General features: G+C 42.3%; 24 protein-coding genes. 6 read left to right on the top strand and 18 right to left on the bottom strand.

All coding sequences use genetic code 11. The annotated features are described in order from the left end of the window. Positions 1 to 108: 108 nt before the first annotated feature. On the top strand, positions 109 to 1,191 hold the full coding sequence (locus tag ACH6CZ_RS00525) for a M24 family metallopeptidase (protein WP_374095494.1): 1,083 nt from the start codon (positions 109 to 111) through the stop codon (positions 1,189 to 1,191). A gap of 84 nt (positions 1,192 to 1,275) precedes the next feature. Here ACH6CZ_RS00525 and ald read toward each other — a convergent pair whose 3' ends face one another. Beyond that, complete coding sequence (gene ald, locus ACH6CZ_RS00520; RefSeq protein ID WP_374095493.1) at positions 1,276 to 2,394, bottom strand: alanine dehydrogenase; 1,119 nt, start codon at positions 2,392 to 2,394, stop codon at positions 1,276 to 1,278. A 190-nt stretch (positions 2,395 to 2,584) separates the two neighbouring features. On the opposite strand from ald, the gene ACH6CZ_RS00515 reads away from it, so the two are divergent. Together ACH6CZ_RS00515 and ACH6CZ_RS00510 are read left to right on the top strand one after the other, a co-directional pair. Next, positions 2,585 to 3,916, top strand: coding sequence for a purine-cytosine permease family protein (locus ACH6CZ_RS00515; RefSeq protein WP_374095492.1), 1,332 nt, complete (start codon positions 2,585 to 2,587; stop codon positions 3,914 to 3,916). Between the two features lie 52 nt (positions 3,917 to 3,968). Then, positions 3,969 to 4,430, top strand: coding sequence for a universal stress protein (locus tag ACH6CZ_RS00510; protein WP_374095491.1), 462 nt, complete (start codon positions 3,969 to 3,971; stop codon positions 4,428 to 4,430). Positions 4,431 to 4,664: 234 nt separating this feature from the next. Here ACH6CZ_RS00510 and argH read toward each other — a convergent pair whose 3' ends face one another. The 10 genes from argH to sppA form a co-directional block, all read right to left on the bottom strand. Continuing rightward, positions 4,665 to 6,053: an argininosuccinate lyase gene (argH, locus tag ACH6CZ_RS00505; protein WP_374095490.1), complete on the bottom strand. Its 1,389-nt coding sequence runs from the start codon at positions 6,051 to 6,053 to the stop codon at positions 4,665 to 4,667. Continuing rightward, the gene (locus ACH6CZ_RS00500; protein ID WP_374095489.1) at positions 6,050 to 7,267 is read right to left on the bottom strand and encodes an argininosuccinate synthase; all 1,218 of its coding nucleotides are present in this window, start codon (positions 7,265 to 7,267) and stop codon (positions 6,050 to 6,052) included. The genes argH and ACH6CZ_RS00500 overlap by 4 nt, the downstream gene beginning before the upstream one ends. A 266-nt stretch (positions 7,268 to 7,533) precedes the next feature. Then, entirely contained in the window at positions 7,534 to 8,367 is an 834-nt protein-coding gene (locus tag ACH6CZ_RS00495; RefSeq protein ID WP_374095488.1) for an EcsC family protein, read from the bottom strand. 119 nt (positions 8,368 to 8,486) lie between these two features. Continuing rightward, positions 8,487 to 9,671, bottom strand: coding sequence for an acetate kinase (locus ACH6CZ_RS00490; protein ID WP_374095487.1), 1,185 nt, complete (start codon positions 9,669 to 9,671; stop codon positions 8,487 to 8,489). Positions 9,672 to 10,042: 371 nt separating this feature from the next. Next, a complete protein-coding gene (locus tag ACH6CZ_RS00485; RefSeq protein WP_374095486.1) occupies positions 10,043 to 11,023 on the bottom strand; it encodes a class I SAM-dependent methyltransferase in 981 nt (326 codons plus the stop codon). Between the two features lie 84 nt (positions 11,024 to 11,107). Continuing rightward, entirely contained in the window at positions 11,108 to 11,608 is a 501-nt protein-coding gene (gene tpx, locus ACH6CZ_RS00480; protein WP_374095485.1) for a thiol peroxidase, read from the bottom strand. A gap of 63 nt (positions 11,609 to 11,671) precedes the next feature. Continuing rightward, the gene (ytfJ, locus tag ACH6CZ_RS00475) at positions 11,672 to 12,028 is read right to left on the bottom strand and encodes a GerW family sporulation protein (protein WP_374096482.1); all 357 of its coding nucleotides are present in this window, start codon (positions 12,026 to 12,028) and stop codon (positions 11,672 to 11,674) included. 7 nt (positions 12,029 to 12,035) lie between these two features. Next, positions 12,036 to 12,650, bottom strand: coding sequence for a hypothetical protein (locus ACH6CZ_RS00470; protein ID WP_374095484.1), 615 nt, complete (start codon positions 12,648 to 12,650; stop codon positions 12,036 to 12,038). 40 nt (positions 12,651 to 12,690) lie between these two features. Beyond that, positions 12,691 to 13,197: an RDD family protein gene (locus ACH6CZ_RS00465; protein WP_374095483.1), complete on the bottom strand. Its 507-nt coding sequence runs from the start codon at positions 13,195 to 13,197 to the stop codon at positions 12,691 to 12,693. Between the two features lie 14 nt (positions 13,198 to 13,211). Continuing rightward, positions 13,212 to 14,210 carry a signal peptide peptidase SppA gene (sppA, locus tag ACH6CZ_RS00460; protein ID WP_374095482.1) on the bottom strand — a complete coding sequence of 333 codons (999 nt, stop codon included), beginning with the start codon at positions 14,208 to 14,210 and terminating at the stop codon, positions 13,212 to 13,214. Positions 14,211 to 14,346: 136 nt separating this feature from the next. On the opposite strand from sppA, the gene ACH6CZ_RS00455 reads away from it, so the two are divergent. Continuing rightward, entirely contained in the window at positions 14,347 to 15,147 is an 801-nt protein-coding gene (locus tag ACH6CZ_RS00455; RefSeq protein WP_374095481.1) for an NAD kinase, read from the top strand. Positions 15,148 to 15,178: 31 nt separating this feature from the next. Here ACH6CZ_RS00455 and rarD read toward each other — a convergent pair whose 3' ends face one another. The 5 genes from rarD to ACH6CZ_RS00430 all read right to left on the bottom strand — a co-directional run bounded on the left by rarD (position 15,179) and on the right by ACH6CZ_RS00430 (position 20,544). Beyond that, the gene (rarD, locus tag ACH6CZ_RS00450; RefSeq protein ID WP_374095480.1) at positions 15,179 to 16,081 is read right to left on the bottom strand and encodes an EamA family transporter RarD; all 903 of its coding nucleotides are present in this window, start codon (positions 16,079 to 16,081) and stop codon (positions 15,179 to 15,181) included. A 70-nt stretch (positions 16,082 to 16,151) separates the two neighbouring features. Continuing rightward, positions 16,152 to 17,753, bottom strand: coding sequence for an amidohydrolase (locus ACH6CZ_RS00445; protein WP_374095479.1), 1,602 nt, complete (start codon positions 17,751 to 17,753; stop codon positions 16,152 to 16,154). Positions 17,754 to 17,893: 140 nt separating this feature from the next. Beyond that, a complete protein-coding gene (locus ACH6CZ_RS00440) occupies positions 17,894 to 18,094 on the bottom strand; it encodes an alpha/beta-type small acid-soluble spore protein (RefSeq protein ID WP_041120899.1) in 201 nt (66 codons plus the stop codon). Positions 18,095 to 18,196: 102 nt separating this feature from the next. Beyond that, a complete protein-coding gene (thiI, locus tag ACH6CZ_RS00435) occupies positions 18,197 to 19,408 on the bottom strand; it encodes a tRNA uracil 4-sulfurtransferase ThiI (protein WP_374095478.1) in 1,212 nt (403 codons plus the stop codon). 5 nt (positions 19,409 to 19,413) lie between these two features. Then, positions 19,414 to 20,544, bottom strand: a complete 1,131-nt coding sequence (locus tag ACH6CZ_RS00430; protein WP_374095477.1) for a cysteine desulfurase family protein — start codon at positions 20,542 to 20,544, stop codon at positions 19,414 to 19,416. Between the two features lie 424 nt (positions 20,545 to 20,968). Here ACH6CZ_RS00430 and brnQ point away from each other — a divergent pair, with 424 nt between their 5' ends. Continuing rightward, positions 20,969 to 22,306, top strand: coding sequence for a branched-chain amino acid transport system II carrier protein (gene brnQ, locus ACH6CZ_RS00425; protein ID WP_374095476.1), 1,338 nt, complete (start codon positions 20,969 to 20,971; stop codon positions 22,304 to 22,306). A gap of 66 nt (positions 22,307 to 22,372) precedes the next feature. Here brnQ and ACH6CZ_RS00420 read toward each other — a convergent pair whose 3' ends face one another. After that, positions 22,373 to 24,046, bottom strand: a complete 1,674-nt coding sequence (locus tag ACH6CZ_RS00420; protein WP_374095475.1) for a septation ring formation regulator EzrA — start codon at positions 24,044 to 24,046, stop codon at positions 22,373 to 22,375. A 143-nt stretch (positions 24,047 to 24,189) separates the two neighbouring features. Here ACH6CZ_RS00420 and hisJ point away from each other — a divergent pair, with 143 nt between their 5' ends. Continuing rightward, positions 24,190 to 24,993, top strand: a complete 804-nt coding sequence (hisJ, locus tag ACH6CZ_RS00415; protein WP_374095474.1) for a histidinol-phosphatase HisJ — start codon at positions 24,190 to 24,192, stop codon at positions 24,991 to 24,993. Here hisJ and refZ read toward each other — a convergent pair. Then, positions 24,969 to 25,592 carry a forespore capture DNA-binding protein RefZ gene (gene refZ / locus ACH6CZ_RS00410; protein WP_374095473.1) on the bottom strand — a complete coding sequence of 208 codons (624 nt, stop codon included), beginning with the start codon at positions 25,590 to 25,592 and terminating at the stop codon, positions 24,969 to 24,971. The genes hisJ and refZ overlap by 25 nt on opposite strands. Between the last annotated feature and the right edge of the window lie 51 nt (positions 25,593 to 25,643).

The raw sequence follows: 25,643 nt of genomic DNA, 5'->3' as shown, positions 1-25,643 counted from the left end.
TTCCTCCTAGGTTACGGTTTCTCCCTCAAGTTTTCCCTTCTTGTGTTACATGAAACATTTACATGTGCAAAATATAGTGATAATTTTGAACAGACTGAAAAGGAAAGGATGATCAATGTGATTGAAAGGATTCAGGGCTATCTGCAAAGAGAAAAGATTGACTGTGCATTTTTAACATCTACCGAAAACGTTACATATACAACAGGATTCAGAAGTGATCCTCATGAAAGATGGCTTGGCGTGTATATTCCTGCAGAAGGACAAGCTATTTTAATCTGCCCGGGGATGGAAATTGAAGATGCAAAATCTGCAGGCTGGCATGGTCCAGTGATCGGTTACAGTGACACTGAAAGCCCGCTTGAACTGCTGAAAGCTCAAGCAGAGGAATTTAAGAGCATAGCGATTGAGAAAAACCATTTAACAGTAGAGAGGCTTGAACTGATTCAGCAGGTATTCGGTGAATGTCAGATCTATGATGCTGAACATTTTATGAATAAGATGAGGGTTATTAAAACTGCAGATGAAATCAAGCTGCTGACAAAAGCTGCCGAGCTTGCGGACTTTGCGATTGAAACTGCATGCAGTGAGCTTGCAGAAGGTAAGACAGAACTTGATGTATTAGCTAAAATTGAATATGAGCTGAAGAAAAAAGGGATCACGGAAATGTCATTTTCAACGATGGTCCTCACAGGTGAAAATGCTTCTTCTCCACATGGTACGCCGGGGGAAACAAAAATCAAACATGGTGACCTTGTTTTATTTGACCTCGGGGTAGTCTATCAGGGCTACTGCTCTGATATCACAAGAACCGTTGCATTTGGCGACATCTCTGACAAACAGCGTGACATTTATGAGACTGTACTAAAAGCTGAAATGACTGCACTTGAAATGGTGAAGCCAGGCGTTAAAGCAAGCAAACTGGACCTTGCTGCAAGAAAAGTCATTGAAGATGCAGGGTATGGTGATTACTTCCCTCACCGCCTTGGTCACGGCCTTGGGCTGAATGTCCATGAATATCCATCCATTACTGCTGAAAGTGACATCGTTCTTCAGGAAGGCATGACATTCACAATCGAGCCCGGTATCTATGTACCTGGTGTTGCTGGTGTGAGAATTGAAGATGATGTTTTAGTGACTGAAGACGGATACAAAACATTAACAAAGTTCCCGAAAAGCCTTCAAACGTTTTAATAACTGCACATGTTTTTTGCAAAATAAGGCGCAGCGAAACGTATAAAGGAGCCCTGAACAACTTGTACAGGGCTCCTTACTATTTTATCCGATCAGCAGTTCTCTTACACTTGCATACTCAAGACCATGGGCTTCTGCTACTGCATTATAAGTCACATAACCGTCCAGCGTATTAATACCGCTCATCAGCGCTTCATTATCAATACAAGCCTGACGATAGCCTTTATTGGCAATCTGAATACCATAAGGAACCGTCACATTTGTCAGTGCAAGCGTAGACGTACGCGGCACTGCACCCGGCATATTTGCCACTGCATAATGGACAACGCCATGCTTTGTATAAGTCGGGTTATCATGTGTTGTAATTTTATCAGTTGTTTCAAAAATACCGCCCTGATCAATCGCGATGTCAACGACTACCGCTCCAGGTTTCATTGCCTTAATCATGTCTTCACTGACAAGTTTAGGTGCTTTGGCACCAGGAATCAGTACGGCACCGATTACAAGATCAGAATCAGCTACACTTTCAGCAATGTTTAATGGATTTGACATTAATGTGGTTACATCTTTACCAAACAGGTCGTCGAGTTGACGAAGTCTTTCAGGATTCAAGTCAAGGATTGTAACATCCGCTCCAAGTCCGACGGCCATTTTAGCTGCATTCGTTCCTGCTACTCCTCCGCCGATCACTGTTACTTTTCCTCTTGCTACGCCCGGGACGCCTGCAAGCAGGATTCCCATGCCGCCATGAATCTTTTCAAGAAATTGCGCGCCGATCTGAGTGGACATTCTGCCGGCCACTTCACTCATTGGCGTAAGCAGCGGAAGTGAACCATTAGGAAGCTGTACTGTTTCATATGCGATTGAAACAACTTTATTGTCAATTAATGCTTTTGTCAGTTCCGGCTCCGGAGCAAGGTGTAAATAAGTAAATAAAATTAACCCTTCACTGAAATAACCGTACTCGCTTGCAATCGGCTCTTTTACCTTCATGACCATTTCAGAAGCCCAGGCGTCTGCAGCTGTAGGTGCAATTTTTGCACCGGCAGCAGTATAATCTTCATTCGTAAAACCAGAACCAAGTCCAGCACCATCTTCGACCAGTACTTCGTGTCCCTGATTAACGAAATGATAAACGCCTGACGGTGTAATTGCCACCCGATTCTCATTGTTTTTTATCTCTTTTGGAATCCCGACACGCATGTTTATTCCTCCTAAATCCTGAAAATTTTAAACATTCCTTTTTGCAGTTCCATTTTAACAAATCGCCCAACCCTTGTCCCTACTTATTTTCCCACTTCTGAATTGATTAATAATTCACACATTTTGAAACCGTTTTCGCTATTACGCTAATGTGATAAAATGACAGTATTCAATCGACAGGAGTTACCTTATGACAAATGTGATCAGTAAAAAAAGAATTCAAGTTGAAACAATCGGCCTTGCTGAAGTTCCTGAATCTGAAAAGAAAACACGCTGGTTTGATTATGCATTTATACAGATGGCCTTTTCAGTTAATACGGGAAATGTACTCGTTCCGGCGCTGGCAGTGACTGCCGGCGGTCTGTCAGCAGGTGCTGCAATTGCTTCCACGCTGACTGGAGCAATCATAGCATTTATTCTGGTTTCAATTCTTTCACTCCCGGGGGCACGCTATGGTCTGCCGGCTCAGTACGTGATTCGGACAATGATCGGAAGTAAGCTCTCTATGTACTTCGCTTCACCGGTAAGATCCCTTACATCTTTATACTGGTTCGCTGTACAGACCATCGGCGGCTCAATTGTGGTGCAGTTTTTACTGAATGAATTTGCCGGTATTCAGATTCCTTTATCTATTCTTGCTCCACTATTCTCAGTCATTATGGCAGTTCTTGCGTTAATCGGATTTGAAGCTGTTAAAAAGACGATTAAATGGTTTATTCCATTATTGTTTCTCAGTCAGCTTCTGATGCTTTATCTGATTATTGATCTGGTTAAAGCAGATACGACCGTTCTATCGCAGGGTGAATTCTCTCTTAGCACCTGCTTTTTTTATGGCAGTCTCGCCTTTATGCAGTATGTGTCAGGAGTCAGTGCATCTTCTGATATCACCCGTTATGCAAAATCTCCCAGAGAAAGCTTTATCGGCGTGCTGACCGGGAATATTGCAGGATTTGCAATCGTAGCTGTTCTTGGCGCTTTGTTTGCGTCAGCATTAAACTCTGTTAATCCTTTTGTATCAGCAAGTACACTGACAGGCTCCGATACTGCAATTTTACTGATTGCAGCCGGGGCGATCATTTCAATGATTTCCATTAATCTCAGTAATGCTTATACAGGTGGCTACAGCCTGTTAAATGCCCTGCCGTCTCTAGGACGTGTGAAGAGCGCGGTTATATTTGGAATTGCTGCAACAGCACTCAGCCTGTTTCCGGCGATTGTAGAAGAGGCAGAAGCCTATATTTCCTTACTTGGCGCTGCAATTGTTCCCTTGTCCGCAGTCATTATTGCGGACTATCTGGTGATAAAAAAGATGAATATCACAAAGGATCACTTAATCCGTTTAACTTCCGGAAATCATTCTGCAAACCTGGCTGCATTATTGACCGTCTTATTATTTGTACCCGTTTATTTTTTCATTCCTGATACAATGTCACCAGGTTTAATCGTATTTATCGCCGCCTGTGCCTTTTATACTCTTTTTCAAAAATACGTCACAAATAAGTCAGAAATTTCTCATAATTAGCAGGAATATTGACATGATTCGGTGTAATATATAAGTAAAGGAGGCGATCAAAATGACATTAAGCTATGACCACATTCTAGTTGCTGTAGACGGCTCTAAAGAAGCGGAGTGGGCATTTAAAAAGTCAATTGATATCGCGAAAAGAAATGATGCAACACTAAACCTGCTTCATGTAATCGACACCAGATCTTTTGCGGTTGTTGAAGCTTACGACAGAAGTGTTGCGAAGAGAGCAGAAACTTTTGCCGAAGAAATGCTGAATGATTACAAGAAAGAAGCAGAAAGCAAAGGTGTTGGAAAGGTCAATGTATTTGTAGAATACGGCTCTCCTAAAGTGCTGGTTCCTAAGGAATTTGCTAAAAAAGTTGAAGCAGACCTCATCATATGTGGCGCGACCGGTCTCAATGCGATGGAGCGCTTTCTTATCGGAAGTATCTCTGAGCATATCGTACGGGCGGCAAAGTGCGATGTACTTGTTGTACGTACAGACCAGCCTCCGGAAAAAGAAGCGTAGGATTTGAATATTTAAAAAGAAAGAGGGTGAGACTTTTAATCTGTCTCACCCTCTTTAACCGTTCCGCTGCGCCTCGGGCGGACGCTTTCCGGACGGAGTGAAGCTTGAGCCTCCTCACCTTCAGTTGCGGGGTCTCAGCTTCCCTCTTATCGTCCCGGAGTCGCCACCCTACGCTTCGCTACACTCTAACTTTCAAATATTAAACTAAATTCTCATCTCAATCAATTTAAGAAATTATAATCTTACTTGCTCTTTCATAATACTTTCTGCCTTCTTCAGCTGATTTCTTACTTGTTCAAATCCTGTTCCGCCTTCTGATTCGCGTCGTTTTACTGCCTGGGCGGGTTCGAGCACCTGATAGATATCCTCTTCGATCAGTGATGAGGCATCTGTCATTTCACTTAGTGGAAGGTCTTTCAGATAAATTCCCTGGTTAATACATGCGAGTACGAGTTTCCCCACTACTTCATGCGCCTCACGGAATGGCATTCCTTTAGATGCAAGGTAGTCTGCAAGCTCTGTTGCGTTAGAGAAGTCTTCATTGACCGCTTTTTCGAGCTGGTCTTTTTTGACTTTCATTGTGTTGATCATACCTGCAAAGATCTTTAATGATCCCATCAGTGTATGAACTGTATCGAACATACCCTCTTTATCTTCCTGCATATCTTTGTTGTAAGCGAGCGGGAGGCCTTTCAGTACAGTCAGCATAGAGACCAGGTGGCCAAATACTCTTCCCGTTTTCCCTCTCACAAGCTCTGCCATATCAGGATTCTTTTTCTGTGGCATAATGCTGCTGCCTGTTGAAAATGCATCTGCGAGTTCAATGAATTGAAACTCCTGGCTGGACCAGATAATCAATTCCTCAGAAAATCTTGAAAGGTGCATGATGGTCATGGATGCGTTAGACAGAAATTCGACAATGAAATCGCGGTCGCTTACAGCATCCATACTGTTTTCATAAATATCCGAAAAGCCAAGCAGCTCGGCTGAACGCTTTCTGTTAATTGGGAAAGTCGTTCCGGCGAGTGCACCTGCACCGAGTGGTGAGACATCAATTCTTTTCAGTGAATCATCAAAGCGCTGGACATCACGCTCAAGCATCCAGAAATATGCCATCATGTGATGGGCAAATGATACCGGCTGTGCACGCTGAAGGTGTGTATACCCCGGAGCAATTGTTTCCACGTGTGCATCTGCCTGTTTTACAATTGCCTGCTGAACTGCACGGACCAGCTCAATGATTTCGATCACTCTGTTTTTCAGATACAGGTGCATATCTGTTGCCACCTGATCATTTCTGCTTCTGCCTGTATGAAGCTTTCCGCCAACCTGACCGATTTCCTGAATGAGAAAATGCTCAAGGTTTAAGTGAATATCTTCATTTTGAACAGAATAAGAAAGTTCACCCTTTTGTGCTTTTTCTTTCAGTACAGAAAGACCTGTAAGAATCTGCTTCACTTCAGAAGGTTCTAAAATCCCACACTCTCCAAGCATCGTGACGTGAGCAACTGATCCTTCAAGATCTTCCATTACAAGATTCTGATCAAAACTGATGGAGGCGTTGAACTCGTCAACCCACTCCTCGGGTGATTGTGAAAAACGTCCTCCCCAAAGTTTACTCATAAAGTCGTCACACCTTTTGATTCCTTCTGAACCATAGAATGAACTTTCGTCGGAAGTCCCCATAGCTTAATGAATCCTACCGCTGCACCATGGTCAAATTCATCATCAGAAGTATAAGTTGCAAGCTTTTCATTATAAAGTGAATTCGGTGAAGTTCTGCCTTCAACGATCGCATGACCTTTGAACAGCTTCACTCTTGCTACGCCATTTACATACTGCTGTGTTTCTTCTAAGAATGCTTTAAGTGCATCAGTCAATGGTGAGAACCATAGACCTTCATAAATGACTTCAGTCAGCTTCTTTTCAATAACCGGTTTGAAATGGGCCATTTCTTTTACAAGTGTCAGGTCTTCAAGCTCTTTGTGAGCCTTCATCAGTGTAATAGCACCAGGGCACTCATATACTTCTCTGGACTTGATTCCAACAAGACGGTTTTCAACATGGTCGATTCTTCCAACACCATGCTTCCCTGCAATGTCATTTAACTTCAGAATCATGTCTGACAGCTTCATTCCCTGGCCATTTAATGCAACAGGAACACCTTTTTCAAATGTAATTTCAATCGTTTCAGGTGCATTAGGCGTCGTCTCAAGAGATGCAGTCAGATCATAAGCACCTTCCGGAGGAGCAGCCCACGGATCTTCAAGTACACCACACTCATTACTTCTTCCCCACAGGTTCTGGTCAATTGAGTATGGACTGTCAAGATTGATCGGGATCGGAATATTATGCTGTTTTGCATAATCAATTTCTTCTTCTCTTGACCAGCCCCACTCACGTACAGGTGCAAGGACTTCAAGTTCAGGATTCAGTCCATTGATTGCAACTTCGAAACGAACCTGGTCATTTCCTTTTCCTGTACAGCCATGTGCAACTGCTGAAGCGCCTGCCTTTTCTGCTACTTCTACAAGCTTTTTCGCAATTAGCGGTCTTGATAATGCTGATACAAGAGGATATTTCCCTTCGTACATTGTATGAGCCTGAAGTGCAATTAAAGCAAAGTCCTGAGCGAATTCTTCTTTCGCATCTATTACATAACTGTCCACAGCACCAACTGTCAGCGCCTTTTCTTTTACAAAATCAAGGTCTTTTCCTTCGCCTACATCTAAGCAGCATGCTACAACTGAGTATCCCTGATCCTTTAACCACTGAATCGCTACTGAAGTATCAAGTCCGCCAGAATATGCTAAAACTACTTTTTTATTTTTTGTCATGTCAATCAACCTCTTTCGTATTTTTATAAATTATATTGTATATTTATTCTTTATATGATGAATGTATCATAACAGGCTCTTTATAAAGATGCAACACCTCTTTATGAAAAAAACAAAGATTAAATATTCTGATTTTATTCATTACATCTTACTTATTTTTAAGACAAGCATACTTCAGTGTTGACCCGACGCACGAGGTAGCGCTTACAATTTTTATTTATAATTAATTGAAAAGGATATCTAAAGCCATTAAAAAAAGAACAGGGTTAACTGTTCTTTTCGATCAGATAGCGGTATTGGTAAAACCGCTCAGCATATTCAGTTACATTCCTTGTGAGCTGATAGTTCGCAGCTGCACCGATTGCCATTGAGATCACCGGATAACCTCCTGCACGTTTGTTATTGAACATTCTAATGGCAAGTGTTTTAAACAGCTGGAGTCCCGGGCCCTCGAGCCAGCGCTCGTTTGTAAGCTTATCACTTCCGTTGAAAAAATAGTCACTTTGTACGTTGCTTAATGTATCTTCGAGTTCATCCCAGGCCTCTCCCTGGAACTTTCTCGGAAGGGTTGCTGCATGAAACAGCTTTAGCGCAATGGTCATTTCATAAGGTGTATGCACGTCACGACCGTATGCAGCAGCTGTGAATTGAATGGCCCTGATATTAATGAGAAGCAAGGCGATCAGGTCACTGATAAAAGCCGCTGCGCCACCTGAACCTGCGATCCCTCCCTGAATAAATGAATAAAGCCTGTGCCTTCCGCTCTGCTGCAGTGACAGGTAATTGAGCTGATCGATACTCAGCTTCCGGATATCCTCAATTTGTACAACAGTATCATCAAACGCTTTTGCTGTTCTTAAAATATTCTCGCGTTCATCTTGCTGAAGCTGAAAACCCTGCATCGTGCTATGTATATGAAATAGAGATGTATCGATGTGAGAGAAGATTTCTTTTTTCAGTTCTTCCGGCAGAAATGAAAATGAACGTTCAATCCATTTTGAATAAACATTTGTCAGGTCGTTTCCTGAGACTTCACTCAGAGATTGCTTCCATAAGCTGATTTCAGTATATACTTCTTCATCGCGTGCTGACCAACTCATTTAATCACCTCACCTTTCTTTCCTTTATTATACTATTGATACGTACAGGATTGCATAAGGAATTAAAAAAGCACTGCTTATCCTGATCCAGGAGTAAGCAGTGCTTTATATCTTTACAATTAAGTTAAACGTGTTACGTCACGTGCGATCATGACTTCTTCATCTGTCGGTATGACGATTACTTTTACAGGTGAGTGAGGATAGTTGATAAATGCTTCCTCACCGCGTGTTTTGTTCAATGCAGGATCCCAGTATACGCCCATGAATTCAAGACCTTTTAATACTTCAGCACGGATCACATCACTATTTTCACCGATACCTGCTGTGAAAATAATGGCGTCAACACCGTTCATGCGTGCTGCATATGAACCGATATATTTATGGATACGGTTTGAGAATACATCAAGCGCAAGACGTGCACGTTCGTTACCTTCTGCTGATTGGATTTCGATATCACGCAGGTCACTTGAGAAACCTGATACACCAAGCATACCTGACTGCTTATTTAATACGTTTAGTACGCCTTCAGCTGTCAGATTTGTTTTTTCCATAATGAATGGAATTAGCGCAGGGTCAATGTTACCGCTTCGCGTACCCATCGTTACACCAGCAAGCGGTGTGAAGCCCATTGAAGTATCAATAGAGTTACCGCCTTCAATTGCCGCAATACTTGCCCCGTTACCAAGGTGGCATGAGATCAGACGAAGCTGCTCAAGCGGTCTGCCGAGCATTTCTGATGCACGCTGAGATACATATTTGTGAGATGTACCGTGGAAACCGTACTTACGGATTCCGAAGTCTTTGTAGTAATCATATGGAAGACTGTATAAGAATGAACTTTCAGGCATTGTCTGATGGAACGCTGTGTCAAATACTGCAACAGCAGGTATATTTGGCAAAATATTCTGAAATGCTTTGATTCCTGTGATATTAGCAGGATAATGAAGAGGCGCAAGTTCGGACAGTTCTTCAAATTTTGCAATATCCTCGTTTTTAATGACGACTGAATCAGTGTAAACTTCGCCGCCGTGAATTACACGATGACCTATACCATTGATTTCATCTAGAGAATTGATAATGCCAGCTGATGTCAGTTTATCAAGAAGCAGTTTAACTGCAACATCATGGTTTGGAATATTAGTTACTTCCTTCTGCTTTTCTCCGTTTACAGAAATCGTGAATACACTGTTATCTAATCCAATTCTTTCGATTAAACCTTTTGTGATGACTTCCTCTTCCGGCATTTCGAAAAGCTGAAACTTCAATGAAGAGCTTCCTGCGTTAATTGCAATGACTTTAGTCATAAATTTATTCGCTCCTTTATATGAAAAACATAAGTATTACCTTTATACCCTGTTAAACAATTTACTATCCATGTTCATTTAATCACTCTCTCTAATTGTCTTCAAGGGAAAGCTTGCAGTGGCAACGTTTTCATGTAAAAGTGTTTATTTTCAGAATACAATTTCATGAAAATAGGATGAGACAGATCATGTCTCATCCTATTAACCGTTTCGCTTCACTTCGGGCGGACGCTTTCCGGACGGAGGTCGCTGAGCCTCCTCAGGCTTCGCCTTGCGGGGTCTCAGCTTCCCTCTAATCGTCCCGGAGTCGCCGCCCTACGCTCCGCTACACTTAATTACTGTTAAAACGTTATTTGTTTTTAAATCTAAACTTACTTGTTTTCTTTCATCCACTGCTGAATTTTTGTCATCATGTTCTGCACTGCAGGACCATTTGATAACTTTGGCATTTCTGCGAGGAGTACCTGCTTTGGAGGTTTTGCATTTTCGCCCTGCTTTTGAAGGATCAGGATGCTTTTTGCAGATTGTTCGTTTTTAAATAGCGACTGCGGCAGTTTGATAAGACCCTGAATATGCGCCTCGTCTTTTAGAAATTCATGCAGCTGTCCTGATAGCGGAGACTCAAATAATCCATTCGGCACAAGGAAAAACAGATAGCCGCTCTCTTTTACATGCTTTAGTGACTGCTCAATGAATAAATGGTGGGCATATGAATGGCCTTCTTTTGCCTGCAGCTTATAGTCTGCCGCCCTCTCGTCATTTGGATAATATCCGACAGGCAGATCACTTACGACAGCGTCTGCCGGATCAATAAATAAAGGTTCAAGCGAATCCTGCGTATAAAGGTGGATTGGCTGCTCTGAAAGATTTGCGCCTGTGTATGCAAGTCTGATCAGCACTTCATCAATTTCAACACCGTGAGATACTTCCACTTTTCCATTCAGTTGATTCATAATTGAAAGAATCAGGTTTCCTGTACCGAGTGCAGGGTCAAGCAGGGTAATCTTTTCCTGATCATATGTGAACTTCTCGAGCAGGTATCCAATGACCATCGCGATCGAATCAGGTGTCATCTGATGATTAGGCTGCGTGTGCTCTTTCATTCCTTTCAGAACGGCAAGCTGAAATGCTTTTCTTCTGTCATCCTGTGAGAAAGATTCAAGCTGAAGTGATGCATAACGGTCTTCAAGCTTTCTTTTCAGTGCAGGATCAGTTTCTTCCACTGTGCCTGTAAACCAGTGCTCCCCTGATTCTGCCAGTGCTTCTAAATATGATAGAGAATATGCCCGCTGAATCTCTTCAGCTGTTTCATTCAGTAATGTAAAAATGGATTCTACAGGTGATATGCTCATATTGTCGTGCCTCCTGTTTAACTTTTGACGCTTCATTTTAACATGTATATAAAAAAAAGAAAGCCATGACGGCTTTCTCACTTTTTACTCTGCTTTTTTCGCAGCTTCAATTGCTGCATCATAATCAGGGTGATTCGTTGCTTCTTGTACATATTCAACATACGTTACTTTGTCATTTGTATCGATCACAAACACTGCACGTGCAAGCAGACGCAGTTCTTCAATCGCCACTCCGAATGCCTTCCCGAATGACAGGTCACGATGATCAGATAGTGTGATCACGTGTTCAAGACCACTGTCACCACACCAGCGTTTCTGAGCAAATGGAAGGTCAACTGAGATGGTCAGCACTTCCGTGTTATCTAGGTTTGATGCTTCCTCATTAAACTTACGGGTCTGTGCATCACATACGCCTGTATCAAGTGATGGAACAACGCTGATAATTTTTACTTTTTCAGCAGAGTCTTTCAGATGAAATGGTGAAAGGTCATTTGCAAGCACTGTGAATTCAGGTGCCTGATCTCCAACTTTCACTTCATCCCCAAGTAATGTAACCGGGTTATTTTTGAACGTAATAGAAGCCATATAAATCCTCCTTCAGTATATGTATTCCTAATCATCATACTGAAAGGCGGAAGGGGCAATCAACTAATATGTTTCTTCCTGACGAAATACATCTGAAATTCTGCTGACTGCATCCGGTGCCATATCCATTAATTTCTCAAGCAGATGAGCACCTTCATTCATATGATGAAGTCGGATTCCATCTTTCCCTACAATTAAAAACGCAACAGGCGTGATGGAGACACCACCACCGCTACCGCCGCCAAATGGAAGTTCATGTGCAGCTTCATATGCAGTCTGATAATCACTGCCTCCAGCCGCGTAGCCAAAACGTACGCGGGACACTGTCATAATCGTACTGCCATCAGCCGTTTCCACCGGATCCCCGATGATTGTATTGACATCTACCATTTCCTTTAATTGTTCCATTGCTGTCGTCATTACACCTTCAATTGGATGTTCCAATAAAGCCACTCCCCACTCTTTTATGATCGTTGGTCATTCTTCTGACAAGAAGCATGATACCTGCTTTTATAAGGTGTGCAATCGTGACTGAAATTATACAGTGACATACAACAGTAAATGGTGACTGTGTGAACACCGGTCTGATCATAAGCTTAGGTGGAGCTGTTAATCTGATATATTTTGATAACAGCTGTACGACAAATGCCTGTGCAATACTGATTCCTCCATTCAGCCATGCACTCAGGTCAGGCCGGTCCGTTCCAACTCCGGCTGTTAAATGTAATGACTCGATTGAAAACCCTTTTAAGGTTCCTTTCAGCCATTGATTTAACCTGACTACTTTTTCTCTTATTTGAACAAGCTGTGATTGTATTTTTTTAAAATCACTTTTTGTTAATTTCTTTGGTTTATGGTTTACTTTATATTCAGGCTCCGTAGCCAGCTCAACCGGGATCGTGAATCGCTTAATCCTGATTCCGGCTATTTTCACGACGATCAACAAATGAATATTTTTACCTTTCCACTCCATCTCAATCAAGCATTTACATTTTAAAAAAAACAGCAGTGGCAAACATAATAAAAAGAGCAGTTTAATCATAGAATCCACCTCTATGATAAACTGCCCTTTTCGTATTTATTTATACTTTTACAGGTTCTGTTCTGACAACAGTCCGTTCATGGATAACGGTTGTGTCAGCAAACAGGTCATGAATTGCCTGCTTTTTCGGCGTAAAAGCAGCCACCACATACAGGATTGCGAGAAACGGCAGTCCAAAGAATGTGATTGATGTGTAAATATAACGGCCTGCAAGCTCTCTGATCAGTACTGCGATCCATCCAGGACGTTCACCATTTTTTGATAAAACCTTTAATCCGAATATCATTTTCCCGAGCGTCTGTCCGAAAAACTTTGTCATCAGTACAAAGTAAGCAAAAAAGACGATCGCTGTTGCAATATTCACACCGCTGAACATCCCGCTACCCATTTCAAGTCCGGTCAGTCTGAACACCGGGTAGATCAAGAGGCCATTCAGTGCAGAAATCACTAACAGATCAAGTAAAAACGCACAAGCCCTGATCCAGAAACCACCGTAATGAGGCAGGAAAGCCGGTTTTTCAATCGTATTTGTTTCATTTGTATCCATACAGCTTCCTCCTTTTAATCAGCGTATAAGTACATTGGGCGAGGTCCGCCTGTGTGGCTCATGACTTCTGAAAGAATCTGGCCTTCAAGACCGCCAAATGTTTTTTGAACCTGCAGTGACAGCAGTGAGCTTAAGTCATTTGGCATTCCATAGTGAATAACAGATGCATTTTCAAGATCAAGATCTGTTTTGATTGCACTGATCACATCTTCCTCATAACCAAACTCATCAATCAGGTCGAGTTCCATTGCCTGAACGCCATTATAAATACGTCCGTCCGCAATTTCTCTGACGCGGTCTTCAGGAAGGTCACGGCCATTTGCAATGACGTCAACAAATCCATCATAAGAGTCATTCAGGATACTGCGTACAATTTCAAGATCTTCTTCACGCACTTCTTCTGCAGGGTTCAGCATATCTTTGAACTCTCCGGAAGTGACTGTGACAAATTCAACGCCGTAATTATCAGCAAGTTCTCCAAAGTTAATACTCTGAAGAATGACACCAAGCGAACCTGTCATTGTTTCTCTGCTTGCATAGATTTTATCAGCAGGTGCCGCCACGTAATATCCGCCTGAAGTCGCCTGTGCACCCATTGATACATAGACGGTCTTTCCAGCTTCCTGAATTTCAAGAATTTTATCATGGATCTGGGCGCTCTCAACCACGCCGCCTCCTGGTGTATTCACACTCAGCACGACCCCTTTAATTGTTCCATCGTCTTTTACCTGATTCAACTGCTCCATAAAGTGAGAGTGGTTATACCCGGCAGCCCCAAGTAATCCACCTGTTTCACCAGTGTCCTGAATCGTACCATTCAGGTCTATCACAGCAATTCTGTCTGTCGTACTGCCTGTTTCAATGACTTCTTCTGACAGACCCGATGTTGTTTCAAAAGATGCAAACATGTCTTCAAAATTAGTTGATAGCGCTGCAGTTGCAAAGTTAATACCGGCTGATACGATAAATAAAACACCAGCTATGCCGATTGCAATCCACCTTTTAGCATTCATTTTTAAAACCTCCTCATAATATCTCTCTTGTCTATACGTTCTACTTTCAGATATGTTTCATTTCATGATACACTTTAATCAATCTTTTATTATGATCTATTTTCAAAATTTTCGTGTAAGACCTGGAGGGATTCATATGACTGAAAGAAGAAATATTTATTTTTATGCACGTAAAACTGAACAGGCGAAAGAACATTTACGCATGCTTGAAGAGCTTGCAGAGCGTTATCAGTTCAATGTCGTTCAGGATTATAAAAAAGCAAACATCATTGTAAGTCTGGGTGGTGACGGTGCATTTCTTCAGGCTGTCAGAAAAACCGGATTCAGACAGGACTGTCTGTATGCAGGCGTATCAGATTCAGGAAGAAAGAGCCTCTACTGTGACTTCCATGTAGATGATGTATCTTCCATGATTGACGCAATGACGCAGGATCAGATTGAAGTAAGAAAATATCCGACAATCGAAGTCACTGTTGATGATGAGACAAGCTTCCTTTGTCTGAATGAATTCAGCATCCGTTCAGGTATTATCAAAACGTTTGTAATGGATGTACATATTGATGATCTTCACTTTGAGACATTCCGCGGCGATGGGATGATCATTTCAACGCCAACCGGCAGCTCTGCCTATAACAAATCAGTTGGCGGTGCGGTAGTTGATCCGATGCTGCCATGTATGCAGGTAAGTGAGCTAGCTTCAGTGAACAGCAACCGTTTCCGTACGCTCGGTTCTTCATTTATCCTGAGCGGTCAGCGAAAGCTTCGCCTGACTGTTACACAGGACGGCAACGACTATCCGGTTATGGGGCTTGATAATGAAGCACTCGGGATCAGCCACGTTCAGCATGTAGATCTGGCACTTAGCGAAAACATTGTTAAAACGGTAAAATTAAAGGACAACTCCTTCTGGGAAAAAGTAAAAAGAACATTTCTTTAAAAGAGAAGCTGCGGATATCCCGCAGCTTTTTTCATTTTAGCTTGACCTGCCTCGCCATTCTCATTCTTGAATATGTAAAAACAGTAAGACCAAGCCATATAAAGATAAATGAGATCAGATCAATCACACTGAACGGTTCACCATATAAAAATACACCCAGAATCAGTGTAAGTGTCGGTGCAATATATTGTAAAAAGCCGACCATAAAAAGCGGGATCCGCTGAGCACCATTTGCAAATAAAAGAAGCGGGATAGCTGTAGCAGCACCTGCTCCTACTAACAATATATCTGTTGTCAGTGATACATGAAACAGCGCCAGACTGTCTGTCCCCTGCAGGTATCCAAGGTAAATCAGTGCGATTGGCATAATCGTCAGCGTCTCAAGCGTCAGTCCAATTGCTGCATTCACGCGGAGCATCTTCTTCACCAGTCCATAAAATCCGAACGAAAAAGCCAGCGCAAACGCAATCCAGGGAAAGTTTCCATATGAAATCGTTAAAATCAGCACGCCAATCAGTGCTAATATAAATGATAAAATTTGCGCTTTAGATAATACTTCCTTCAGTACGAAAACTCCGAGCAGTACTGAAACCAGCGGATTAATATAATACCCGAGACTTGCTTCAACCATCTGCTCAGAATTAACCGCCCATATGTAGACAAACCAGTTAATACTGATCAGCACAGAAGCAGCGATCAGTGCAGCGAATAATTTAGGTCTTTTAAAGAGTGAAAGTGCCTCTTTTTTAAAATGACTGAATTGACGCATTGCAATCAGCAGTACAAGCATAAACCAGAACGACCAGAAAATCCGGTTCGCTAAAATCTCATCTGCCGGCACATGCTGAACAAACTTCCAGTAAAGCGGGAGCAACCCCCAAAGTGTATATGCAAGGGCAGTATAAATAATACCCAGTCTTTCTTCGTTCTCCATTTTACCGCCCCGTTCTTTTCCATAGAAATGCTGATGATTTCTACAAAAGACAGAAATCATCAGCTGATTATTAAAATTTTTCGCTTCGTGTATAAACTGTTTTTCCGTCGACAATGGTTCGTTCGACTTTCATTGTAAGCAGTTCATCAGGATCTTTTTTAAATGGATCTGCTTCAAGCACAGTAAAGTCAGCTGCAAATCCAGGTTTGATGACGCCCCGGTCCTGTTCATGATGACATGCATACGCACTGCACGTGGTGAATAATGAAATCCCTTCGTACATACTCAGTTTTTCACTTTCCCCGTACACGGTTTTTTCCGGATCATCAGGCTTTGTTCTCGTCACAGCTGCATGAATACCAAGCAGCGGATCAACCGGTTCAATTGGTGCATCCGATCCACCTGCACATGCAATTCCTCTTTGCATCAGTGTCTTCCAGGCATAATTCCACTTCATTCTGTCTTTGCCGATCCGATCCTGCACCCACGGGAAATCAGATGGGACAAACCTTGGCTGAATATCCAGTACGATCGGCAGTTTTTCAGCACGCTTAATCAGCTCTTCATCAAGAATCTGAGCGTGAATTAATCTGTCCCGCTCACCATTTGATGGAAAAGCTTCAATTGCATCAAGCATATATTCAAATGCCTGATCACCAATGGTATGCACGGCGACCGCCATATCATATTGTCTTGCTTTCCATACGAGCTGCTTTAATTTTTCCGGAGAGTGGATCGCAACGCCCTTTTCACCAGGTGCGTCAGCATAACCATTTTTAAGCAAGGCTGTCCGGCCGCCCAGTGCGCCATCAGCAAATATTTTCATTGCTCCGAATTCAACGTAGCGTGACCCTGATAAAAATGAATGGCCCTGCCTGTGCCAATCCTCAATAACATGATGATGTACGAGCAGATGTGCGCGGAAAGGACGACCGTCTTCTTCAATTACCTTTTGGAACGCACGATAAGTTCTTGTAAAATCTCCATAATAGCTTAAATCTTCAGTGTGTCCACCGGTTAATCCAAGTGACCATGCATGTTCAAGCGCAGTTTTTAAAGACTTCTGAATATATTCATCCTCAATCGGAGGGAGTGCCGGAATCATCAGGTCCTGAGCAGTATCTTTAAGCTGTCCGGTCAGTTTGCCTGCAGTTTTTTCAATGACCCCGCCTTCCGGATCGGGTGTCTGCTCATCAATTCTTGCGAGAAACAGCGCAAAAGAATTTACAACTACTGCATGTCTACAAATTCTTTTTAAAATAACAGGATGATCCGGTGCCACAGCATCCAGCTCTTCAGCGGTCGGGACTGATGCATCCGGCCACTGATTCTCATTCCAGCCGTCTCCCTGAATCCACTCACCTTTAGGTAATTCAGCTGCTTTCTTTGCAACGGCATCAATGACTTCCTGCTTTGATTTCATTTCAGATAAATCCAGCCTGAGCAGTGTTTCCCCCACTCCGACAATATGTAAATGACTATCGACAAAACCGGGAAACATCGTTTTACCTTTCAGGTCAACCGTTGTTACCCCTTCATTGCCGGCTGATGCTAAACATTCATCTTCAGATCCAATCGCTTTGATCTTCCCGTTACTAGTTAAAACAGCTTCAACTGTTGTTCCTTCTTCTTCCATTGTATAAATCGTTCCATTTTTAAATAGCTGCAGCATAAATCAGACCCCCTCTTCTTTCGACACATTTATTCTCAGTGTACATAAAATATTTCGAAAGATGAAGTGATAAGTTTAAGGCGTTGAACGCAAAAACAGCAGGCGCTACATTTAGCACCTGCTGTCTTGTTTGTTAAAAATTATTTCTGGTATCCGCTAAGCTGTTGTTCAGCCATCTGAACTAGACGCTTAGTGATTTCTCCTCCTACTGAACCGTTTGCGCGTGATGTAGAGTCAGCTCCAAGCTGTACGCCGAATTCAGTAGCAATTTCGTATTTCATCTGATCAAGAGCTTGTTCTACACCTGGAACAACAAGCTGATTTGAGCTTCTGTTTGCCATGTGCTATCACCTCCTTGTGACTATAGAATGTGCAATAACACAAGGCTTATTAATGGTAAATGTTCCTAACAAATCAGATCCATTAAATTCAGAAGCTAATCCTTAAAATAAATCCGTTTCTATGGTATCTTCCGTACTGTATCCCGGCTTCAGCGTGATCGTTTCAGTTGTTTCCACTGACTCGAGAATCATTTCTTCAAAATCAATAAAGCTTTCATAAAAAGCAACTTTTTCTGTTTTAGGTCTCGTTTTCGGAGCTGCCGGTGTAAAGATGGTGCAGCAATCTTCATAAGGCAGGATAGACGTTTCATATGTGCCGATTTCTTTTGCAATCTCAATAATATCCGTTTTATCTGATGCAATCAGTGGCCGCAGTACTGGCGTATTGGTCACTGCATTAATTGCTTCCATACTTTCTAACGTCTGACTTGCCACCTGACCCAGGCTTTCACCTGTAACAATCGCTTTAGCACCTGTTTTCTTTTTCAGTTCGTCCGCTATACGCAACATCATCCTTCTCGTTGAAGTCATCGTATAATTTTCAGGTACCTGCTGGTGAATCGTCTGCTGTATTTTTGTAAAAGGTACAATATGAAGCTTAACCGATCCAGAAAATCCCGCAAGCTCAGAAGCAAGCTGTTTGACCTTTTCTTTCGATTTTTCACTGGTAAATGGCGGGCTGAAAAAGTGAACCGCTTCTAATTCCACGCCTCTTTTCATCATCTGATAACCGGCAACCGGGCTGTCGAGACCGCCTGAGAGCATCAACACTGCTTTGTTACCTGAACCGATCGGCATGCCGCCTGCACCCTGAATCGTCTGGGCTGACAGATAAACCGCTTCACTTCTCACTTCAACAGTCAGTTCAACTTCAGGGTTTCTCATTTCTACTTTCAACCCCGGCACCTGTCTTAATACATGAGAACCAATTTCATAGTTCAGTTTATTCGTATCGAGCGGATAATTTTTATCAGCTCTTCTCGCTTTGACTTTGAACAGTGTACCTTCTGTTGCCACTGACTGGACCAGTTCAGCTGCGTGATGCTTCACTTCATCCAGATCTCTGTCAGATTTCACAACCGGACTGAATGACTGAATGCCAAAAATCAATTTAAGTCTGTCCATCACCTGGGCAGCTTCTTCCGGGCGATTCAGCTCAAGATGCATTCTGTCTCTGCCTGATTCAATATGAAATGAGCTGAGATCTGCGCATGCATCAGTAATATTTTGCTGAAGACGCTTAATGAATTTATTGCGGTTTCTTCCTTTAGTGGAAATCTCGCCGTAGCGGATTAAAATTCTATCTATTTGCATATTGCTTATACTCCTTTCAGTAATGGCGGAATGACTTCCTGCCAGATCCTGATAAATTCTTCGATCTCTTCTATACGCTGATCTGCTCCGAGACTGATTCTAACGGCTCCCCTGATATCACGGTCACTGAACCCGCATGCAGTCAGCACATGGCTTTTTTTATTCGTTTTTGAAGAACATGCACTTGATGTTGTGATATACACATCTTTATGGCTTAATGCGTGCACGATTACTTCACCTGTGAGCTTTGGCACTGTAACAGATAAAATATGAGGAGCCGCATGATCTGAAGAGACCGACTTTACTTCCGGTCTGTTTTCGAAAAAAGCCCGGAGCATTTGCTGACAGGTTCGAAGTGTCGGATAAGCCTGCTCTTGATCTTCAGAAGCAAGTCGCATTGCTTTTGCCAGTGCGACTGCTCCTGCAGTGTTGACAGTACCACTTCTGAGACCTTCCTGCTGCCCACCGCCTGTCATTTCAGGATTGAGCGTCAGTCCTTTTCTGACTGCCAGTAATCCAGACCCTTTTAACCCGTTAAACTTATGGGCTGATAATGTCATGAGATCTACATTTTTAAAGTCTGTTGCAAGCTTCCCGTATGCCTGTACAGCATCTGAATGAAAGCGGGCATTTGAATACTCTCTAATGATTTTTCCAGCATCACTGATTGGCTGAATACTGCCGATTTCGTTATTCACATACATAATAGATACCAGTATTGTATCTATTCTCAGCGCGGCTTTCAGATCATTGATAGAAATCACACCAGCTTTGTTTACAGGTAAATAAGTGACTTCAAATCCTTCTTTTTCCAGCTCTTTAAAGACTTCAAGAACAGATGGATGCTCAATTACAGTGGTAATCAGATGCTTTCCTTTACCCTGTAAAGCATAAGCAGACCCTTTTATCGCCAGATTGTTTGATTCAGTCCCACCTGAGGTAAAGATGACGCTGCTGTCAGGAAGTCCGGATAGCTCACCGCACTGCTGCTTCGCTTTTTGGAAAAGTGATGAAGCTTTTTCACCAAATGCATGAATCGATGAGGGGTTACCATAAAACTGCTCGCTTACCTTTATATAGGAAGAAACTACATCAGGATGTGGTTTTGTTGTTGCACTATTGTCCAGATAAATCATGTAGATCACTCTTTCATTTTATATCTTCAAAACCAGATTTAATAACGGTCCGCATATGTTTGTAGCGTTAAGAAAGTGTATTGTCATACTCTCTCAGCTGATCCTTTCCGTGGGGGACGGAGACTCCCGCCACGGAAAAGGACAGGTGAGATCCCGCAAGGCGAAGCCTGAGGAAGCTCACCGGCCGGGGGCAGGAAAGCGCAGTCCCCCACGGAAAGGATCAGCGGTTCTTAAATTAAATTTTACTTTTCATATTAAACCTAATTAATCCTAACATAACTCAAAGTATAATGTTATTTGTTGAAAATCAAACGTCTAATATACACAATTTTCTCTTTATTTAGACTTTTGCTATTTTCGACAAATTTCAACTTTTCTATGATATGATGTTGCGGTAAAACTTAGAACATCGGTGGAGGGTATTATGAATAGCAATAAAATAACATTTGGTAGCGTTTTCACGGTTGGTCTTATGCTTTTTGCGCTTTTTCTTGGCGCAGGAAATATGATCTTTCCCCCTTTGCTCGGGCAGCAGGCTGGTGATAGCAGCTGGGTCGCTATTGCAGGCTTTCTTCTGACAGGTGTGGGACTTCCTTTATTAGGTGTAATTGCGATTGCAAAGTCAGGCGGCAGTCCTTTGGATCTTGCAAGTCGTGTACACCCAATTTTCGGAATAATCTTTACAATCATTCTGTACCTGGCAATTGGTCCGTTCTTTGGCATCCCAAGAACCGCCACTGTTTCCTATGAAATCGGCGTTCTGCCATTTCTGACGCAGGAATCGGCTGGAGGCTGGACGTTACTTTTATTTTCAATACTATTTTTTGCGGTGACAGCCTGGTTATCTTTAAATCCGGCGAAGCTTGTAGACCGGATTGGTAAGCTGCTGACACCTGGGCTTGTTGTAATATTAGCGGTTTTAGTAGGCGGAGCATTTATCAATCCAATGGGTGAACCGGGTCAGGCAACAGGCGGTTATGATGATTCTGCATTTATAACCGGTTTCCTGGAAGGTTATTTAACACTTGATGCGATTGCGGCGCTTGTGTTTGCAATTGTGATCATTTCAGCCATTCAGAATAAAGGTGTGACGAATCGCAAACAGGTAGTAAAAGCCGCTACATTTGCAGGTCTGATTGCTGCGTCCGGTCTGGCAGCTGTTTATATTTCACTCAGCTACCTTGGCGCTACAAGCCTGAACGCAATCGGAACACAGGATAATGGTGGTGCGCTGCTATCAGCTGCAGCCAATTATCTTTATGGTCCATCAGGCGCAATCATTCTTGGAATTGCAATTGGAGCTGCCTGTCTGACCACTTCAATCGGACTGGTCTCAGCAACTTCATCATACTTTTCAAGAACCTTTCCAAAAGTGTCCTACAATAAATTCGTGGTGATTTTTTCTTTATTCAGCATGATGGTTGCAAATATCGGGCTGGCTCAGCTGATTGCTGTATCTGTTCCGGTTCTTGTGATGATCTATCCGATGACGATCGTTTTAATCATCATGTCATTTCTTGATAACACAATAAAAGGAAAACGTTCTGTGTATGTGGGGGCGATCATTCCAACATTTATCCTTGGTGTCAGTGACGGACTTGCTGCAGGAGGTTTTACGGCTTTGGCTTCAGTATTTTCATTCCTTCCTCTCATGGATCAAAGCCTCGGTTGGATTTTACCTGCCATAGCAGGAGGCTTTATCGGCATGCTGATTCCTGCTTCAGGAAGCGCATCAGCTCAGGCTAAATACACAAATGGATAATCTCAGTATAGAAAAAGCAGTACTTCTCAATTCATGAGAAAGTACTGCTTTTTTATGTCATCTATTTTAAAGTGAATCGATTTTTCTGAGCGCACCGGGTTCAATTTTTTCAATTGATTCCGCTGCCTGTTCAAGTGCACTTTGATAATCACCATTTCTGAACATCAGCTCTGCTTCATTCAGACCGATAAAAACTGTTTCATGACGGCTTCTGTATCTGTTTCCGTATTGAATGACTTTTTCAGCCTGTGCAGCAGCCTGTATCATTTCTTCAGTATTTTCGGTAAAAGTTTCGATCATTTTTTCGGTTGTCAGCGTATGCTGATTGATCGCTTTCATATTCATTGGTCGTTCAGCAAGGTAAGTATCAAGCGCTTCAATCTGTCTGATAATATCCTTGCGTTCTAAAAACCAGAATTCAGGAATTTTAGGAAGGTTTGCACTGTCTACTGTCTTTTCCTGATCTCTTATTGCTTTCACCTGATATTCCTGCTGTTCACGTGCTGTTAATTCATCACTTCTCAGTTGTTCAAGTTCAGCAGTATATTTTTTATGCTCTTCATCTATCAGGGTCAGCTGGCTTTCAATTCCTTCAATCTCTTTTAAGACTGATGTAAATGGCTCCATCTGCTTTTCAAATTGTTTATTCTGCTGCTGGAATGTTTCAGAAAGCTTATCGAGCTGCGTTTCTTTTTCTTTCGGCAGATCCAGTTCCTGCTGATCAAGCTGATAACCCTGGCGGACATAATCCATTTCACGGATCAACTCTTTATTTCTGTTTTCAGATGCTGCTAGAAGCAGTTTCACCTGCTCAATCTTTGCAGGAAGCTCCGTTCGCGCATTTACTTCTGCTTCAAGTGCAACAAATGCCTGATCGATTTTCTGACTGATTTGAACCCTGAGCTCTTCTGCTTCTGTCAGTTCGAGCCTGATGAGATGCTTTTCTGCTTCTTTCAATTCATTTTCAAGCGCCAGACAGCCTTCTTCCAGATTCAGATGATGAATCGGATAGTGCTCATCCATTTCTTTGCATGCTTCTTTTAATTCACTGAGTTCTTTTGGCAGTTCATCTGTCAGATCATTTGCGAGTTCCGGTGCGGCCTCTATCATCATACTGATCTCATTCATCTCTGCAGTCAGATAAAGAACGATTTCTCTGGCTTGGAGATAGTTACCTTCAGTTGTGAGGTTGTGATATTCATCCAGCTTTGGTTCTAATGCCTGAATCTTTCTATCAAGAGGCTCAGCTGTTTTACCAAACTGACCGCGTCTATTTCTGATAAGAGAAGCAGCTTCCTTATAGTCTGCTTCTACAAGCCCGATTTCCTGTCGATTCTTCTCATCACTGCCCATTAACTCTTCTAATTCAGTCAGGATTTCATTCATATGCTCTTCTGCTTTATTCAGCTCCTGGGCAATCTCTTCACGTACTTTACGTGATTTCCCAAAGCGGAATTTATCTATGTATTCTTCAGCATCAAAAAGCATACTATCGACTTCTGCTAGTTGTTTATCTACTATATCTGTCCAGGAATCTCTCCACTTCTCAAAGAGCTCTTCAGTCTGTCCATTCATATTTAACTGTTTTACTTTTGTCATTTCTTCAAGAACAGGTCTATGTTGAATATCAAGTTTCTGTTCTTCAAGTTTATCTACTTCTTTGTACTGCTTTTTTCGTAATACGAAAGCAGTTATGATTAATATGATGATTAAAATGACGGATCCAACTATGTACTCCATCTAATGCCTCCTGTTCAAGCAGCCCGTGTCTATGTCAATGTGAAAAATGTATTGACTTTATGATACCATGTAACAAGTGAGATTTCTTGTTTTTTATTGATTTTTTGACACGACTTTTTTCGTACAAGAAAGGACTGATCATCTTGATCAAAAGAGATGGACACATTCATACTCCTTATTGCCCCCATGGTTCTAAGGATTCTTTTGCATTATATGTTGAAAAAGCGATTGAATCAGGGCTTAATGAAATTACTTTTACTGAACACGCTCCTCTGCCTAAAGGCTTTTTTGACACAGTTCCTGAGCAGGACAGCGGAATGAGACCTGCAGATCTTGAACATTACCTGAAAGACGTTGAAATGATTAAAAAAGAATATCAAAAAGACCTGAAAATTTATACAGGTCTTGAAGTTGATTATATAGAAGGATTTGAAAATCAGACCCATGACTTTTTGAACCAGTACGGTCCGGCACTTGATGATGCCATATTGTCTGTGCATTTCTTAAAGGCTGCTGATCAATATGTCTGCCTTGATTACAGTCCTGAAGCTTTTAAAGAATTAATTGCATTAACAGGATCTACAGATGCTGTGCACACTCTTTATTACAATACGGTCATCAAATCCGTCCTCTCTGACCTTGGCCCTTATAAGCCGAAGCGGATTGGGCATATCACGCTTGCTAAAAAGTTTCAGCGCCTTTATCCGCCACTTTCTCATCATGAAGCTGAAATCGAAAAGCTTTTAAACACGGTAAAAGCACAGAATTTAGAACTTGATTACAACGGTGCGGGTACAGTGAAACCTTATTGTCAGGAGACATATCCCTCACCTGCAATCGCATCAGCTGCCCACCAGATGGGCATTCCCCTTGTATATGGTTCTGATGCACATTCAGCAGCAGGACTCATGCAGGGCGCTGATCAGCTGATCGCACTCAAACCATAACAGGAGGTTACGCTGTTAAACCACGTTTCGACTGTTTCAATATACTGTCTTGTGAAATAGGGATCTGCTGTATTGATATGCCAGAGTTCCCTGACAGTCTGACTTTGCAGAAATGGCGTTGTGATCATTGAACTTAACTGAATCAGAAAAAACGAAGGGGACAGTTTGAAGCTGTACCCTTTTTCAATATCTTCAGCCATGAGCATCTTCCAGAGGTACTGCTCCTTTCTCAGATAACAGGCAGTCATTTCTCTGATCAACTGATGATCAAGCGTGATTTCACGCCATGCAAAACGGGCGAAACGGTGGTGCTGCTGCTGGAATCTAATGACTTCACAGGCAGCGCTCATGACCGCACTATTCTGACGCTTTTCTTCTTTTAACGATTTCTCAAGCACATTCAGGTAAGGTTCAAAAAAGGCAATCAGACATTCTTCCAGCAATCCTCTTTTTCCTGCAAAGTAGTATGATACTGTCCCAACATTTACCCCTGCTGATGCAGATATATCTCTTATACTGGTGCCGTGAAAACCCTTAGTAAAAAACAGATCCACTGCTGTTGTCATCACTTCAGATTTTGTCTCGCGCTGCCCCTTCATTACATCCCACCCTTTCAAATGATTGCTTCAAGTCCTGTGCTGTGTTATACC

The organism is Jeotgalibacillus sp. JSM ZJ347, assembly GCF_044383825.1.
Taxonomy (GTDB): domain Bacteria; phylum Bacillota; class Bacilli; order Bacillales; family Jeotgalibacillaceae; genus Jeotgalibacillus.
This window is presented reverse-complemented; position numbering and strand designations above follow the sequence as displayed.